General features: G+C 62.6%; 11 protein-coding genes. 4 read left to right on the top strand and 7 right to left on the bottom strand.

Going from position 1 to position 15056, the window contains the following annotated elements; genetic code table 11:
• The first annotated feature begins 32 nt into the window (after positions 1–32).
• Genes J1C52_RS06805 through J1C52_RS06795 form a run of 3 tightly spaced genes read left to right on the top strand, consistent with a single transcriptional unit; the run spans position 33 to position 3363 of the window.
• The gene (locus tag J1C52_RS06805; protein ID WP_227427179.1) at positions 33–719 is read left to right on the top strand and encodes a type 1 glutamine amidotransferase; all 687 of its coding nucleotides are present in this window, start codon (positions 33–35) and stop codon (positions 717–719) included.
• Positions 716–2071, top strand: coding sequence for a glutamine synthetase family protein (locus J1C52_RS06800; RefSeq protein WP_227427178.1), 1356 nt, complete (start codon positions 716–718; stop codon positions 2069–2071). Before J1C52_RS06805 ends, J1C52_RS06800 begins: the two co-directional genes overlap by 4 nt.
• Positions 2068–3363 carry an NAD(P)/FAD-dependent oxidoreductase gene (locus tag J1C52_RS06795; RefSeq protein ID WP_227427177.1) on the top strand — a complete coding sequence of 432 codons (1296 nt, stop codon included), beginning with the start codon at positions 2068–2070 and terminating at the stop codon, positions 3361–3363. Before J1C52_RS06800 ends, J1C52_RS06795 begins: the two co-directional genes overlap by 4 nt.
• A gap of 3 nt (positions 3364–3366) precedes the next feature.
• Here J1C52_RS06795 and phaR read toward each other — a convergent pair whose 3' ends face one another.
• From phaR to J1C52_RS06780, 3 genes are all read right to left on the bottom strand, one after another.
• Complete coding sequence (gene phaR / locus J1C52_RS06790) at positions 3367–3909, bottom strand: polyhydroxyalkanoate synthesis repressor PhaR (protein WP_227427176.1); 543 nt, start codon at positions 3907–3909, stop codon at positions 3367–3369.
• A gap of 143 nt (positions 3910–4052) precedes the next feature.
• Positions 4053–4496 carry a phasin family protein gene (locus J1C52_RS06785; RefSeq protein ID WP_227427175.1) on the bottom strand — a complete coding sequence of 148 codons (444 nt, stop codon included), beginning with the start codon at positions 4494–4496 and terminating at the stop codon, positions 4053–4055.
• 136 nt (positions 4497–4632) lie between these two features.
• Entirely contained in the window at positions 4633–6435 is a 1803-nt protein-coding gene (locus J1C52_RS06780; RefSeq protein ID WP_227427174.1) for a PHA/PHB synthase family protein, read from the bottom strand.
• Positions 6436–6556: 121 nt separating this feature from the next.
• Here J1C52_RS06780 and phaZ point away from each other — a divergent pair, with 121 nt between their 5' ends.
• Positions 6557–7837 carry a polyhydroxyalkanoate depolymerase gene (phaZ, locus tag J1C52_RS06775; protein ID WP_227427173.1) on the top strand — a complete coding sequence of 427 codons (1281 nt, stop codon included), beginning with the start codon at positions 6557–6559 and terminating at the stop codon, positions 7835–7837.
• Positions 7838–7889: 52 nt separating this feature from the next.
• On the opposite strand, the gene J1C52_RS06770 is transcribed toward phaZ, so the two are convergent.
• From J1C52_RS06770 to bcsA, 4 genes are read right to left on the bottom strand one after another with little or no spacing between them, the layout of a single operon-like run.
• Complete coding sequence (locus J1C52_RS06770; protein ID WP_227427172.1) at positions 7890–9326, bottom strand: hypothetical protein; 1437 nt, start codon at positions 9324–9326, stop codon at positions 7890–7892.
• Positions 9323–10393, bottom strand: a complete 1071-nt coding sequence (locus J1C52_RS06765) for a glycosyl hydrolase family 8 (RefSeq protein WP_227427171.1) — start codon at positions 10391–10393, stop codon at positions 9323–9325. Before J1C52_RS06765 ends, J1C52_RS06770 begins: the two co-directional genes overlap by 4 nt.
• Positions 10390–12621, bottom strand: coding sequence for a cellulose biosynthesis cyclic di-GMP-binding regulatory protein BcsB (locus J1C52_RS06760; RefSeq protein WP_227427170.1), 2232 nt, complete (start codon positions 12619–12621; stop codon positions 10390–10392). The genes J1C52_RS06765 and J1C52_RS06760 overlap by 4 nt, the downstream gene beginning before the upstream one ends.
• On the bottom strand, positions 12618–15047 hold the full coding sequence (gene bcsA / locus J1C52_RS06755) for a UDP-forming cellulose synthase catalytic subunit (protein ID WP_227427169.1): 2430 nt from the start codon (positions 15045–15047) through the stop codon (positions 12618–12620). Before bcsA ends, J1C52_RS06760 begins: the two co-directional genes overlap by 4 nt.
• Positions 15048–15056: the final 9 nt, after the last annotated feature.

Below are 15056 nucleotides of genomic sequence, written 5' to 3'. Positions count from 1 at the left end.
GTTTGCGCAGAGAACCCCGAAAGACCCATACCATGAAGATCGGTATCCTAGAATGCGGGCGTCCGCCCGAGGTGCTTGGCGCGAAGCTGGGGCAATACCCGTCCATGTTCATCCGATTGCTGGACGGGAATGGCTTTACCTTCCAAAGCTGGCATGTCGAAGCGATGGAATTTCCCGGCAACGTGCATGACGCCGATGGCTGGCTGATTACCGGCTCGCGCCACGGGGTCTATGACGATCTGCCCTTTATCGCGCGGCTGGAGCAGTTCATCCGCGACGCTTTCGCAGCGAATGTGCCCGTGGTGGGCGTGTGCTTCGGGCATCAGGCCATGGCGCAGGCGCTTGGCGGCACGGTTGCGAAATACCAAGGCGGCTGGGCCGTGGGCGCGCAGGATTACAGCTTCGACACCGGGCCGCTGCGGCTGAACGCGTGGCATCAGGATCAGGTCATCACCCCGCCCGAGGGCGCGCAGACCGTGGGCTGGAACGCGTTTTGCGCCCATGCCGCGCTGCTCTATCCCGGTCATGGCTTTTCGGTTCAGGCGCATCCGGAATATTCCGATGCGGTCATCAAGGGGCTGATCGACCATCGCGGGCGCGGGGTTGTCCCCGACGCGCTGCTGGACAGGGCCGAAACCGAATTGGGCGGTGCGCAGGGCGATGTGATCGCCGCGCGCATTGCCGCTTTTTTCAAGGAACACGCACAGGTGCAGGCATGACAAGCTGGCGCGATCAAATCCCTCAAGCCGCGCGCGACTATCTGGAAGGCCGCCGCCTGGACGAGGTGGAATGTATCATCGGGGACATGGCCGGCGTCGCGCGCGGCAAGGCCATGCCTGCATTCAAATTCGACGAGACGGCGAAATACTACCTGCCCACCTCGATCTTTTTGCAGACGATCACCGGCGGTTGGGCAGATTTCCGCGACGGGGCCGATTTGGAACCCGACATGATCATGCGGCCCGATTTCTCGACCGTGACCGCGGCGCCATGGACCGCCGACTGGACCTTGCAGATCATTCACGATGCAGAGGATGCGAACGGCAAACCGATCCCGACCGCGCCCCGCAACGTGTTGCGCCGCGTGCTGGAGCTTTACCAGGCGAAAGGCTGGCAACCCGTCATCGCGCCAGAGATGGAGTTCTTCTTCGTCGCCCGCAATCTGGACCCCAACATGCCCATCATCCCCCCCATGGGCCGGACGGGTCGGCGCGCGGCGGCGCGGCAGGCCTATTCCATGTCCGCCGTGGATGAATACGGCAAGGTGATCGACGACATCTATGATTTCGCCGAAGCCATGGGGCTGGAAATTGACGGCATCCTGCAAGAAGGCGGGGCCGGTCAGGTGGAAATCAACCTCGCCCATGGCGACCCCTTGGTGCTGGCCGATCAGGTCTTTTACTTCAAGCGCATGATCCGCGAAGCGGCCTTGCGCCATGACATGTTCGCCACCTTCATGGCCAAACCGATCGAGGGTGAACCGGGCAGCGCCATGCATATTCACCATTCGGTGCTGGACACGGGCACCGGGCAGAACCTGTTCTCGACCGAAGAAGGCGATAGCACGGACGCCTTCATGCATTTCATCGGCGGCTTGCAGCGGCACTTGCCGTCAGCCGTGGCGCTGATTGCACCCTATGTGAACAGCTATCGCCGCTACGTCCCGGATTTCGCGGCGCCGATCAACCTGGAATGGGGCCATGACAACCGCACCACGGGGCTGCGCGTGCCGATTTCGTCGCCCGCAGCGCGGCGCGTGGAAAACCGTTTGGCGGGCATGGATTGCAACCCTTATCTGGGCATCGCGGCGTCGCTGGCTTGTGGCTATCTGGGGCTGATCGAACAGCAGGGCCCGCGCGAGGAATGCCGCACCAACGCCTATATGGACGAGGACGAACTGCCCCGCACGCTTGGCGACGCGGTGTCCCTGTTCGAGGATGCCACCGCGCTGCACGACATTCTGGGACCGGAATTCTGCAAGACCTATGCGGCCGTGAAACGCGACGAATACCACGAGTTCTTGCAGGTCATTAGCCCGTGGGAGCGCGAGCATCTGCTGTTGAACGTATGAACCTGCTGTTTGCCAATGACCGCGCGGGGCACTACCCGGACAGCTACTATGCCGCGACCGCCACACCCCTGCCCGTTCAGCCCGCGCTAAAGGGGGCCGTGACGGCCGATGTCTGCATCATCGGCGGCGGCTATACAGGCCTGTCTGCCGCGCTGCATCTGGCGGAGCGTGGCTATTCGGTGCGCCTGCTGGAGGCGCATCGGGTCGGCTTTGGCGCATCGGGCCGCAATGGCGGGCAGATCGGACCGGGCCAGCGCATAGAGCAGGACGAGATCGAGCGCATGGTCGGGCGCGACGATGCGCGCCACCTGTGGCAGATCGGGCTGGACGCGCGCGATCTGGTGCATGATCTTGTGGCGCGGCACGGCATGGATTGCCCCATCGCGCCCGGTGTCATCCATGCCGACTGGCACGACAGCGGCCTGCCCCATGCCCGCGCCTATGCCGAGAAACTGGCGCGCGATTACGGCTATACCGATATGGAACCGCTCGACCGCACGCAGATTCAGGCGCTGGTGAAAGCACCGGGCTATCGCGGCGGTGTGCTGGACCATGGCGCGGGGCATCTGCACCCGTTGCGCTTTGCCTTGGGCTTGGCGCGCGCGGCGCTGGCGGCGGGGGCCACCATCCATGAAAATGCGCTGGTCGTCGCGATAGAGGACGGCGCGAAACCCGTTGTGCGCACCCAGACCGGGCATGTGCAGGCCGATCATGTCATCCTGGCCGCGAATGGCTATTTGGGTCGGCTGGTGCCGCAAGTGGCGGCCAAGGTGATGCCCATCAACAATTTCATCGTGGCGACCGAACCCTTGCCCGAAGACACGGTTCTGACCCGAAACCATGCCGTGGCCGATAGCAAATTCGTCATCAATTACTTCCGCCTGTCCGAAGACAACCGCCTGCTGTTCGGCGGGGGCGAAAGCTATGGCTACCGCTTTCCCGACCTGATCCGCACGGTGCGCAAACCGATGTTGCAGGTCTTTCCGCAGCTTGCCGATACCCGCATCGAGTATGCTTGGGGCGGCACGCTGGCGATTACCATGACCCGCCTGCCCTGTTTCATGCGGATCGGTGCAAACATGCTGTCCGCATCGGGCTATTCCGGCCATGGCGTTGCCTTGGCCACGCTGGCGGGGCGCATCATGGCCGACACGATAACCGGTCAAAGTGAACGGTTCGACCTGATGAGCAAGCTGCCCCTGCCCAGTTTTCCCGGCGGTTCCGCCCTGCGCAGCCCGCTTCTGGCGCTGGCCATGACGTGGTTTTCGCTGCGTGACCGGTTGGGCGTCTAGGGCTTACTTGTTCAGCTTCGACAGCTTGTCCTGCAATTCGGACAATTGCTTCTTGATGTCGTCCAGATCATCGCCCGAAGCGGGTTTGCTGTCGCTCTCTTTCAGACCCGGCCACCCGGCCATCATGGTTTTCATAAAAGCCTGCTGCTGGCGCTGCATTTCCTCGAACCCCGGCATGGCGGCCATCGGGTTGGCGCGGGCCATGTTCTCGACAATCTGGGACTGACCTTCGCGCAGCATTTCGAACGACATGGCCAAAAACTGCGGCACAACGCTTTGCGCTTGCGTCGTGTAGCTGCGCACCAGATCGGTCAGCACTTCGATGGGCAGTACGCTTTCGCCCCGGCTTTCATGCTCGGCCACGATCTGAAGCAGGTATTGCCGCGTCAGGTCATCGCCCGATTTCAGATCGACGATCTTCACCTCGCGCCCGTCGCGGATAAAGCCCGCGATGTCCTCTAGCGTCACGTAATCGCTGGTTTCGGTGTTATACAGCCTGCGACTGGCATAGCGCTTTATCAGCAGCGGTTTTGCGTCTTGTGACACGAGGCCCCCTCCCTTGGGTTTTGCAGTGCAGCAGAGCCTAGGGGAGGTTGAAACAAAAGAAAAGGGCGCGCAGCATCTGCGCACCCTTTAGTCGCGGGTCACCGTGGGAGGAACGGTTCCGCTGGAGAGAGAACTGTCTCGCCTTACTTGGCGGTTGCAGCTTTCGTCGCTTTGGTTGCCGTGTCGGTGGCTTTCTTGACGGCAGCAGCGGTTTCTTCCTGCATGTCCTTGCCGGCAGCCATCAGCAGCTCGACGGTGTCCATCTGCACTTTTTTCGCGATTTCAGCGAAAGCAGCGACATGCTCGGCAGCGGTTTCAGCCGAAGCCGATGCGAAATCGGTCATGGCTTTGGTGTAGTCGGCGGGGTCGTCCTTGGCGGTCGACAGCTCACCAGCTTTTGCCAGCGTTGCCTTCGTCCACTTGGTCGAAACTTCGGTCGACTTTTCGGCAGCTTCCAGGGCAACTTTGCTCATCTTCTCGGTCAGAGCGGCCTGGGTCTTGAACATGTCGGTGAACGCGGTGGTGTCCATCGGCATTGCGCCCATCATGTCTTTCATCATCTTGGTGTAGTCGGTGGTGGTAGCCATTGTGCTTCTCCTGTTCGGTAACTTCCGGCAGGTCGCAACATGTTCCCTGCGTCTGAACAGAATATGCACGCTGCAGCGCAGCATTTCAATGTTTTTTTCTGCGCCGCAGCATTTTTCTGGTCACGCTGAACCAAGCCTATGACATGGCTTCGTTTTTCGTGCTGACCACATAGGTGCCCGGCGCATCCGCAAGGGCCGGATAGCCCGAATCACCGGGGATACGCGCCGGAACCTTGGCCCCGGAACGCTTGCGCAGCCACTCTTCCCACAGATGCCACCAAGACCCTTCGTGGAACTCGGCCGCTTCCAGCCAGTCTTCTGGCGTGCCCGCGACCTCTGGCCCGGCATGGTGGCCGTACTTCTTCTTGGACGGCGGATTGATGATGCCCGCGATATGGCCCGACTGGGCGCGCACGAATGTCTTGTCGCGGCTGCCCATCTTGGCCACGCCCCGGAAGCTGGATTTCCACGCAGCAATATGGTCCGTCTCGCACCCCACCGCGAAGATCGGGTGTTTCACGTCCGACAGCGACACATCCTCGCCGCAGATGCGGAACGTGGCAGAGGCGAACTTGTCCTGCTGGCACAGCCCGCGCAGGTATTCGACGCACATCTTGCCCGGCAGGTTGGTGCCGTCGCCATTCCAATACAGCAGGTCAAACGCGGGCGGCGCTTCGCCCATCATGTAGCTGCGAATGGCCGGGCCATAAATCAGGTCGTTCGAGCGCAGGTAGGAAAAGGTGCGCGACATGAAGAAACTGTCCAGATAGCCCTTCTCGTTGCACTCGGCCTCGATCCCGTCGACGAAATCATCCTCCAGAAATACGCCCACCTCGCCCCGGTTCGAGAAATCGGTCAAGGTGGTGAAGAGCGTCGCCGCGCGGACCGATTTATCCTTGCGCTTGTTCATCAGCGCCAAGGTCAGCGACAGCGTGGTGCCCGCGATGCAGTAGCCGATCGCGTTGACCTGCGGTTCGCCCGTGATCTCGCGTGCAACCCGGATCGCTTCCAGATAGCCCTGCTCGACGTAGTCATCCATGCTGGTGTCGGCATAGCTGGCATCCGGGTTCACCCATGACACCATGAACAGCGTATAGCCCTGATCCACGATCCATTTGACCAAGCTGTTCTGCGGCTTCAGGTCCATGACGTAGAACTTGTTGATCCATGGCGGGAAGATCACAAGCGGCGTGCGATAGACATTTTCAGTGCTGGGGCTGTATTGGATCAGCTCGAACAGGTGGTTGCGAAACACGACCTTTCCCGGCGTGGTCGCAAGGTTCTGGCCCAGCTTGAACGCTTCCTTGTCGGCCAGCGTGACCTGCAACTCGCCCCGGTTCGCCTCGACATCGCGGACAAGGTTCTCCAGCCCTTTCACAAGGCTTTCGCCCTCGGTCTCGACCGCTTTCAAAAGCGCGTCGGGATTGGTGGCCAGGAAATTGGTCGGCGCCATCATGTCGACCAGTTGGGTGGTGAAATATTGCAGGCGGCGCTTTTCGGTCGGATCGACCGAATCAAGGCTCTCGATCGCGTCCTTCATGCTTTCAGAGGCGATCAGGTATTGCTGCTTGATATAGTTGAAATAGGGGTGGGTCTTCCAAAGCGGGTTCGAGAACCGGCGGTCATCGGGCGTCTTGTCTTCGGGCGCCTGAAGCTTGCCGCTTTGCAGCGCCTTTTGCGCATCCAGATGGTGCTTGAGCGATTTGCCCCAGAATTCCAGCTGCTGCTCCAGCGCCTTGGACGGGTTCTTGGCCATTTCGGTCCAGTAGGCGGTCACGCCGTGCAGGAACAGGTCGGGATCGGGGGCTTGCAGGCTGGGGCGCGGAGGGGTGCGATGGGCAAGGGCATTGGTCAGGCGTTCGGTCAGTGCCTCGATCCGGGCCATATTTTCTTTCAGGCGCTCGGCTTTTTTCCCATCATCATATTCAGAAGTTGTCATACAGCGAATTTCCCCCTACCCTTCGCATGCGCAGCATTCGTTCGCCAAGGATACCTGCCGCGCAACTTGAGTTAAAGGGACGATTGGCGTTACCTGTTCGAGCGCTGAAAAGGATGATTGCATGAAGGGCATGGCCACCTACGACCTGATGGAAGCCATTCGCAACACGAACGAATGGATGGGCGCCTCGGCGCGGGCCTTCGCATCCTACCCGGTTTGGGGCATGGTGCCGCACCCGATGTTCAAGGTCATGTCGGCTTGGGGCCGCGTGACCGAACGCAGCTTCGCGCGGATGGTCATCAAACCCGACTGGAACATCACATCGGTGGTGGCAGAGGACGGGCGCGACCATATCGTCGAAGAAGTCGTTGAAATTGCACGCCCTTTTGGCGATCTGCTGCGCTTCAAAGTGCATGGCCGCCCAGACAAGCCGCGCCGCGTTCTGCTGTGCGCGCCCATGTCGGGGCATTACGCGACGCTTCTGCGCTCGACCGTGGCAAGCCTGTTGCCCGATTGCGAAGTCTGGGTCACGGACTGGCACAATGCCCGTGACATCCCGGTGTCCGAGGGCAAGTTCGACATCGAGGATTACACCCTCTACCTGACCGATTTCATCCGCCATCTTGGCCCGGATACGCATGTGATTGCCGTGTGCCAACCCGTGCCGCTGGCGCTGGCCGCGACCGCCTACCTGGCGGAACTGGAACCCGAATCGCAGCCCCGCACCCTGACCCTGATCGGCGGCCCCGTGGACCCCGATGCCGCACCCACCGAGGTAACGGATTTCGGTGAACGTGTGACCATGGGGCAACTGGAGCATCTGGCCATCCAGCGCGTGGGCTTCAAATACAAAGGCGTGGGCCGACTGGTCTATCCCGGCCTGTTGCAGCTTGGCGGCTTCATCTCGATGAACCTTGAACGCCATGCGCAGGCCTTCACCGACAAGATCGCGGCTGAGGCCCAAGGCTCGGGCGGCGAGCGCGACAAGCACAACCGCTTCTACGACGAATACCTGTCGGTCATGGACATGACGGCGGAATTCTACCTTTCGACGGTGGAACGCATCTTCAAGGATCGCGAGATCGCGCGCAATGAATTCGTGGTCGATGGCCACAAGGTCGATATCGGCAAGGTCACGAATGTTGCCGTCAAGATCGTCGAGGGCGAGAAAGACGACATCAGTGCGCCCGGCCAATGCCTTGCCGCGTTGGACTTGCTGACAGGCCTGAGCGACGCGCAAAAGGCCAGCCATGTCGAACCCGGTGCCGGGCATTACGGTATTTTCGCCGGCAAATCCTGGCGCAACAATATCCGCCCGCTGGTGATGGAGTTCATGGACACCCATGCCGGCGATGGTGGCAGCGGCAAGGGCCAGCTTAAGGTCGCGGTGTCGAACGGCTAAAACAAGACCCCCGCCACTGGCGGGGGTTTTCAATTGTCATCCCAGATTTCGGTCAGTTGCCCAACGCCGCGTTCAAACCCTGACGCGTTTCCGCAGTGGCAAGCTGGGCGTGCAGACGTTCGAATTCGTCCTTCGCCTGAACCCGCTGGCCAGAATTCAGCAGCGCATAGGCCCGCAAGATCGACAGATCGCGCCGCAACCCGCCCTGAAGCTGTTCAAGCGCGTTGAAATAGGCAATGGACTGGCGGTAGTCGCCCTTGCGATAGGCCTTGACGCCACGCTGGTCCAGAATGATCGCCTCGACCTCTGCGCGCTGGGTGTCGGTCAGGCGCGCGCTGCTGGCGACCTGCGCACCCTGCTCGGTCATGTTCAGGGCCAGATAGGCCAGTGACAGGCCGTAATAGCCATCGCGCCCGACATTGGGGCCAATCGCATCGCCAGCGGGGGCCGTAGCCTGGAACCCGACCAGGGCCTCGGTCGGGCGCTGATGGCTGAACAGGCACCACGACCGTTCATACAGAACATCTAGCGAGCGCGGATTGTTCGAGGCCGCGATGCAGCGCGCATATTGCTCACGCTCTTTCAGCGCGCGCACCTCTGCGATGCGGCTATCCCCGCGCGCAGGCAGCCGCGACGGGCTGACCGCCGGGGCGGGTGCGGGTGTCGCCACGGGTTGCGGCGCTGGGGCCGTGCGCGGGGTCGGCGCAGGCGCGGCCGCCGTGCGCGGGGTCGGCGCAGGCGCGGCCGCCGTGCGCGGAGCCGGGGCTGCCGCACCGCCCAGCAACCGCCGCTCGAGCGCGTTCAGACGTTCCGTTTCGGCACGGTTTGCGCCACGGGCCACATCGAACATACCGGCCAGTTCTGTCCGGCTGGCCACGGCAGAGGCCTTTTCCAGCGTAGGTTCCATCTGGCTATAGGCGGTGCAGGATTGCACCGTGTTGCGCCATGTGGTCACGGCTGCGCTGTTCTGGCCTGACAGCACATACATATCCGCCAGCACCCACGCATTGTTGATCCGCTCGCAGCTCATGATCTGCGGCGAGCGGCGGGCAATCGCGATCGCGGTGCCCGCATCGCGCGAGGCGGCGGCGGCGTCGAACGCGTCCTGCGCCTCGTTGGTTTCCAGCACGCGCAACATATCGGCAGGCGGGGTCCAGCCCGCGACAGCTTGGCGGCTTGCGTCGATCTCGCGCCGTGCGCCGGCGTAGTCGCGCCGCTCGATCAGGCGCCAGATCGCCCCCTCATCGACACTGGCGCTGGCCTGCGGCACCAGCAACTGGTTCAGGTCCGACGGCGGGGTCCAGTCGGGATAGGCCACGCGCAGGCGGCGCAATTCGGCATTCATGGCCGCCGTGTCGCCCTGCTGCACATAGTATCGCAGCGCGCGCAGATCGTCGTAGCTGGCCGTTTGCGCGGATACCGCGCCGGCCGTCAGGCAGGCGGCGAGCGCAACAGAGACAAGGCGGTGGCGAAGGCGAAACTGGATCATATCGGCACACATTCCGGCAAGGTTTCGAAAGCGGCGATCATGGCAAACAGGTGCAAAGTCGCCGGGTAATAAGGCTGGTCATTGGTGAAGGGCGGGATCTGCGCCCCCGATGTCAGGTTCTCGGCGCAGGTAATCAGTCCCGCGATCGCCTGGTAGCCCGCATCGCCAGAGCTTTCGAGCACCGTGCCCGACACAGGTTCCAGAACGGTGGGCACGCCCACGCCGGGCTGGACGGTGCGGGCATAGACCGCTGCCATGCGCCGCACTGACAAGTGGCGCGGAATGCGCGACCAGACCATGAAAAGCGGCACGCGCAGCGCCTCGTAGCCGGTATTGGGCGATAGCGTTTCCGAAGCCCGCATCCCTTCTGCCGAGATGTCGACCCAATCGGGCACAAGCCCGTTCTGGGCCAGTTGGTCGATCAGTGCCTCGCCCTGCTGCGCGCAGATTGCAAGCGCCGAAACCCCGGTCGCAGCAGCCACTTCGCGCATGGCCAGCGGCATGTAATAGGACGGGTTGATCGACAGATGCGTGTCATGGTTGAAGCCGAATTGCGCGGGCAACATGACGATGCGCCCCTCTGCGCCGGGCATGGGCACGATGCAGGTCGCGGCAAGCGCTTCGGCAATCTCTTGGGCGCGCGCCAGATGCGAGCGGTCGCCAAATCGGGAAAACGCCCGCACCAACGCCCAGGCATAGAACAGATCGCCATCCGACGCGTTGTTGCGGTCTGGCACGGCGTTGACCTGATCGGGCAGCCAGCGCCACGCCAGAAGCGGATCGGCGCGCACCGCAAGGTTGCGTTCGGTCCACTGGTACATCCGCGCGAACGCTTCGGCATCGTCGAAATAGGTGGCCAGCACCATTCCGTAGCCCTGCCCCTCGGAATGGCTGGCGGCGCGTTGCAGCGTATCGACCACGCGGCCATCGGCCATCAGGAAGCGCTCTTTCCAAGCCTCCCATAAAGGGCGGGCGACCTGGCCGAACTGGTCGGTCATGCTCTGCGCCAGACCGGGACCAGCCATTGCAAGCGCGGCGGTGCCGCATAGGAAATGCCGTCTGTTCATAGCTTCTCTCGGGTTGAGATGACGAGGCGCAGCGCGACCAGCGCCGAGCCCAGCGCCAAGAACAACATCAGGAATGTGTAGAAAATTGGGCGCGCAGACACGAAATTACCCATCGCGGTGCGGAAATTCTGCAAGGACCACGCTTCCAGCAACACCGGCCTGCGGTCGGGCGCGATCCAGTTGTCCCAGCGCCCGTCATGGCCAAGGATGGACACCTGTCCACGCGGGCCGCGCCCATATTCACGCGCCGCCGCGATGGATTGCGCGATCTGCGTCATGTCGCTGTCTGCGCTGCGCAGCATCCAGATCTCGTCCGGCCGGGCCGGGTCCAGATGGAACAGCACTGCCTGCCCCCGCCGTTCGGCCAGCCAAGCGTTCAACTGGTCGCCATTCGACGGGAAGATGCGGTCACGCACCCAGTAGACCCGGTCCAGAAGCAGCGACCAGATATTGCTGAAGGCCGCCGTCAGCCCGCGCTCTTGCTGCCAACGGGCCGAGAACGGATCATCCGCGGCTTGCTGCGCGGCCATCAGCGCCTCGTATTCCGGGGTTATCAGCACGGTATCTTCCAGAAGCTTGCGGTCCGCCCGATGATGCGCCATCGGCACCGCGCCCAGATCGTCGAGCGAGATCAGATGCAACGTCGAAGGGCGGATATCCCCGCGCGAGCGTGCCAAGGCGGCGGCAAGGGTCAGCACATCGGCATCGGAATAGGCCCGGCCGCTCAGTTCATTGCGGCGCAGGCTGTCGGGCGTCAGCGCGCTGAACGCGAGGTCCATATCCGGGATGGACATGGGCGGGCTATAGGGCACGAACAGGCTGGAGCTGCCGCCGATTTGCAGGAACGGCTGGTCATAGGCCTGGCATGGCAGGTCGGCCGGATCGCCCGGAACCATCATCTCGAAGGTCAGCGTATTGGTGCCCGGCTGCATGATGCGCGCCTCGAAATCGACCGGGAAACGAGTGATCGGCGCACCGCCTTCGTCGCGCAAGGGCAGCAGGCGGATGGATTGCCCGTTGACGCTGATGAGCAGCATCGCCTCGTCAGGCAGGCCCGGCGCATAGGCGTAATCCAGAAAGATGCGCGCCTTTTCGGCCGTCAGGATCAGCCAGTCATCGGGCAGACGGAAAGGATGGTGCCGGATCGCATAGCGCTGCGAGAATTGTTCCGTCTGGATGCCGAAATCCGCAAAGGTGTTCTCTGCATCGGCCACCAGAAGCGGTGCACGCGCGGCTTGTTCCTGCGGCTCTAGCTGCGGAATCTGGTCCAGCAGGTCGGCGGGGTTGGTGCCTTGGGCCACTTCCAGCACCATGACACGCGCACCGTCGCCCCCGACCTGAAAGCTGATCGTCGACTGCGCCGCGGGCAGGATGGTGATGCGCGCGCGGGCGGGGGTTTCCAGCGCGGTCGTCCAGTAATCGGTGAAGGAAAAGACAACCGGCGTGCCAACCAGCGACTGGTTCAGCCGCCGCACCAGCGCCCGGCGCCAAGTCTCGGATTCAGCACCAAGGCTGTCGATGCCGCGAATTTCAACCGGCGAGAAAGCGACAGATTGCGCCGCCAGCCCCATCATAAAGGCATCGGGACCGGACCCAAGGTCGGCGGGGTCAAGGACCATGCCGGTGTCGACCAGGTTCACGTCTGTCCACAGATCGAACGACGCCTCTGGCCCGCAATAGATGCGGTGGCCCTGCCGGAACTCTATCTGCACGGCGTTGCGCCCGGCCCGCAATGTGCCTTGCGGGATCACAATTTCATCGACGCCGGGGGTTTCGAAATTGTCCAGACGGACGGTTTCCAGCTCTACCCCGTTCACCATGACGCGCATGAATGACCGCTCCGGCAGCAGGTTGATGCTGGACACGGTCACAAGTTGCAGCCGCTGCGTGCGCGCGGGGTCGGCGACATACAGATCGAAAGACACCAACTCGCGCTCGCCCGTGACACGCGCAAGCGCGCCGTTGCGGCGCACCTGCAGGTCGGTCAGGCGCAGCGGCGACACCCATTTGCGCGGTGCCGGTGCACCGGCGGTGGTATCCTGCGACTGCCGGTGCAGGTTGATGCGGTCTGGCGAAGGGGCCATGTCGGCATCCATCGCGGGCGTCGCCGCATCCTGTTCAGGCAACAGGATCAGCCCGCCCTGCGCGAAAAGCGGGGCGGCGCAGAGCGACATGATCGCCGACAGCGCAAGCGCCTTGGCCGAAGCGGAGAAGGGCAATCTGGTCATGCGCGCGGCCCCCGGTCAGGATGTGTGCCGGGCGCATCGAAATGCAGCCGGCCATCGGTGGCGCCACGGCCTTGCGCCAGCATCTGCCGCATCGGGTGGACAGGCTCGCTCAGAACCGGGTCGAAAGCTTGGCCGAACGCAAGGATATGCGCCGGCTCGTCCGCGACCACGGCCACTTCGCGCTCGCGTTCTTGCGCCCGCTTGCGGCGCGCGGGCTCTGCGGCCAGCATTTTCATGACATGCGCGACAGAGGTGAAGGCCAGCGAGAATACATAAGCCATCCCCTTCAGCAGCGGCATGGGCTTGTTACGGCTTTCGCGGATCGCTTCCCACACCGAAGAGTCGCCGAAAATCAGATGCGCAATCGTTTCGCGCACGATCAGGGGCTGATCGGGGTCATAGCGAACCCCCAGCACAAGCCCGGTCGGCGTGCGCTGGACATTGACCACCTGCACCCGCACCGCGTTTTCCAGATGCGGCGATTTCGGGAATTCCGGCGTGAAGTAGAAAACCGACCCCTTGTCGAGGCTTGCCAAATGGGCGTGGTCGGTGTCGGGGCCGGGGATCAGCTTCAGCTTGGCCCCGCTGGTCGAGGAATCCAGCACGGTCGCAGCCGTGAAGGTGTAATCCTCGCCCACACCGATGGCGGCGACGGCGGGCACGTTCATGTCCACACGCGGCACGGCGCGGCGCTGCTGGCGCTCGCCAATCGCGCCCAGTGCCGCCGACAGGATGATGAAGTTAAAGATGGCCCAGCCGCCCACAATCATCAGGATGTTGTGGTCGCCGGGATAGAGGAACCACCGCACCGCAGCCGCCAGCACGCCCAGAAGCGCGATCCCCCACAGGATAAGCAGGGGCTTGTAGAGCGGCGAAAGGAAATCCTCTTCCAGAACCTCGTCCTTGGCGGTCACGTTGAATTTCGCGCCGCGCGGCTTGAACAACGTGCGCAAGACCACGCCCGACAGATAGGGTGCCTGCGCGGTTTCATAGAGTTCCGAAATCAGGGGCCAGCGCACGCGCGCATACAGCCCGTTCTGCACCATGAAGCTGATCGCCATGTAGCTGGACATGTAAACCGCGACCTCTTCGATGGTCGCGACGAAGATCTGCAATTCGAAGAACAGGTAGGCCAAGGGCGCCAGGATAAAGGTCATCCGCACCAGCGGGAACAACCAGAAGGTCATCGAGTTCAGGTAGCACAGGCGTTGGCTCAAGCTCATGCCCTTGCGGCGCAGCGGGTTTTTCAGGCGCAGAAGCTGCATCATGCCCGTCGCCCAGCGCCCGCGCTGTTCGATGAAAGTGGTGAAGGTTTCCGGCTGAAGCCCCGCGATCATCGCGTGATCGACATAGAGGCTCTTCCAACCTTGGCTATGGATTTCCAAGGCGGTCTCGGCGTCCTCGGTAATGGTTTCACCTGCAAAGCCGCCCACAGAATCGAGCGCCGCGCGGCGCAGGACAGAGGCCGAGCCGCAGAAAAACGCCCCGCCCCAGCGGTCCAGACCACGGTGGCCCTGATGGTAGAACATCTCGTTTTCAGGCGGGCAATCGGCGCGCAGGCCGATATTGCGATCCACCGGGTCCGGGTTCAGGAAGAAGTGCGGCGTCTGCACAAGGAACAGCTTGGGATCGACCACGAAATAGCCAACGGTGCGCGCCAGGAAATCGCGCGCGGGCACGTGGTCGGCATCAAACACCACGACCAGATCACCATTCAACCGCTCCAGAGCGGCCGACATGTTGCCGGCCTTGGCGTTGATGTTCCGCTCGCGGGTCGAGTAGACGATCCCCAATTCTGCGCAAAGCGCCTGCAAATCGGCGCGGCGCTTGCGCGCGGCCTGCGCCTTGACCGGGTCGTCGCTGTTGCACCGCTCGTCAGTGCCGCCATCGTCGCACAGCACCACGGTCCGCTTGTTCTGCGGGTAGTGCATGTTCTTGGCCGCCGAGAGCGTAATCGACAACATTTCGATCGGCTCATTGTAGCTGGGCACCAATATGTCCACGGTGGGAAGGCTTGCAGCAGCCACCTTGGGCGGCAGTTTACGTTCGATCGGGTCAGCGGTGATGAAAGAGCTGACGAAGAACACCCAGATTGCGTAGGTTTCCACCGCGAAGAGCGACACCGCAATCCCGAAAGACAGTGGCTCTTCCACCGGCGGCAGGGTCGAGGTGACGCGCCAGAACCAGTAGCGCATCACGATGGCCGACGCGATCGCCAGAAGCGCGAAACGTGCAACGATGGTTTTCATCGTGAACGGCTTGAGCAGGGCAACGCACAGAACCGCGAACAGGCCAAGTGCGCCCTGCACCGCGTTCGATGTGGGAATACTGGCTAGAAATGCGAGGGGGACGACGATCGCAAACCAAAGCAGGGCGAGGCCAATCTCGCCCGGCTTCAATCGCCGCGTTGCAATAAGAAGGCTCATGAAATCAGT

This window comes from Roseibaca sp. Y0-43 (assembly GCF_020667835.1).
Classification (GTDB): domain Bacteria; phylum Pseudomonadota; class Alphaproteobacteria; order Rhodobacterales; family Rhodobacteraceae; genus Roseinatronobacter.
This window is presented reverse-complemented; position numbering and strand designations above follow the sequence as displayed.

Bases quoted from the DNA above. Each gene is read 5' to 3' on its own strand.
- J1C52_RS06765 (WP_227427171.1), bottom strand. From the start codon at position 10,393: ATGAACAGACGGCATTTCCTATGCGGCACCGCCGCGCTTGCAATGGCT.
- J1C52_RS06795 (WP_227427177.1), top strand. From the start codon at position 2,068: ATGAACCTGCTGTTTGCCAATGACCGCGCGGGGCACTACCCGGACAGC.
- bcsA (WP_227427169.1), bottom strand. From the start codon at position 15,047: ATGAGCCTTCTTATTGCAACGCGGCGATTGAAGCCGGGCGAGATTGGC.
- J1C52_RS06785 (WP_227427175.1), bottom strand. From the start codon at position 4,496: ATGGCTACCACCACCGACTACACCAAGATGATGAAAGACATGATGGGC.
- J1C52_RS06770 (WP_227427172.1), bottom strand. From the start codon at position 9,326: ATGATCCAGTTTCGCCTTCGCCACCGCCTTGTCTCTGTTGCGCTCGCC.
- J1C52_RS06805 (WP_227427179.1), top strand. From the start codon at position 33: ATGAAGATCGGTATCCTAGAATGCGGGCGTCCGCCCGAGGTGCTTGGC.
- J1C52_RS06800 (WP_227427178.1), top strand. From the start codon at position 716: ATGACAAGCTGGCGCGATCAAATCCCTCAAGCCGCGCGCGACTATCTG.
- J1C52_RS06760 (WP_227427170.1), bottom strand. From the start codon at position 12,621: ATGACCAGATTGCCCTTCTCCGCTTCGGCCAAGGCGCTTGCGCTGTCG.
- J1C52_RS06780 (WP_227427174.1), bottom strand. From the start codon at position 6,435: ATGACAACTTCTGAATATGATGATGGGAAAAAAGCCGAGCGCCTGAAA.
- phaZ (WP_227427173.1), top strand. From the start codon at position 6,557: ATGAAGGGCATGGCCACCTACGACCTGATGGAAGCCATTCGCAACACG.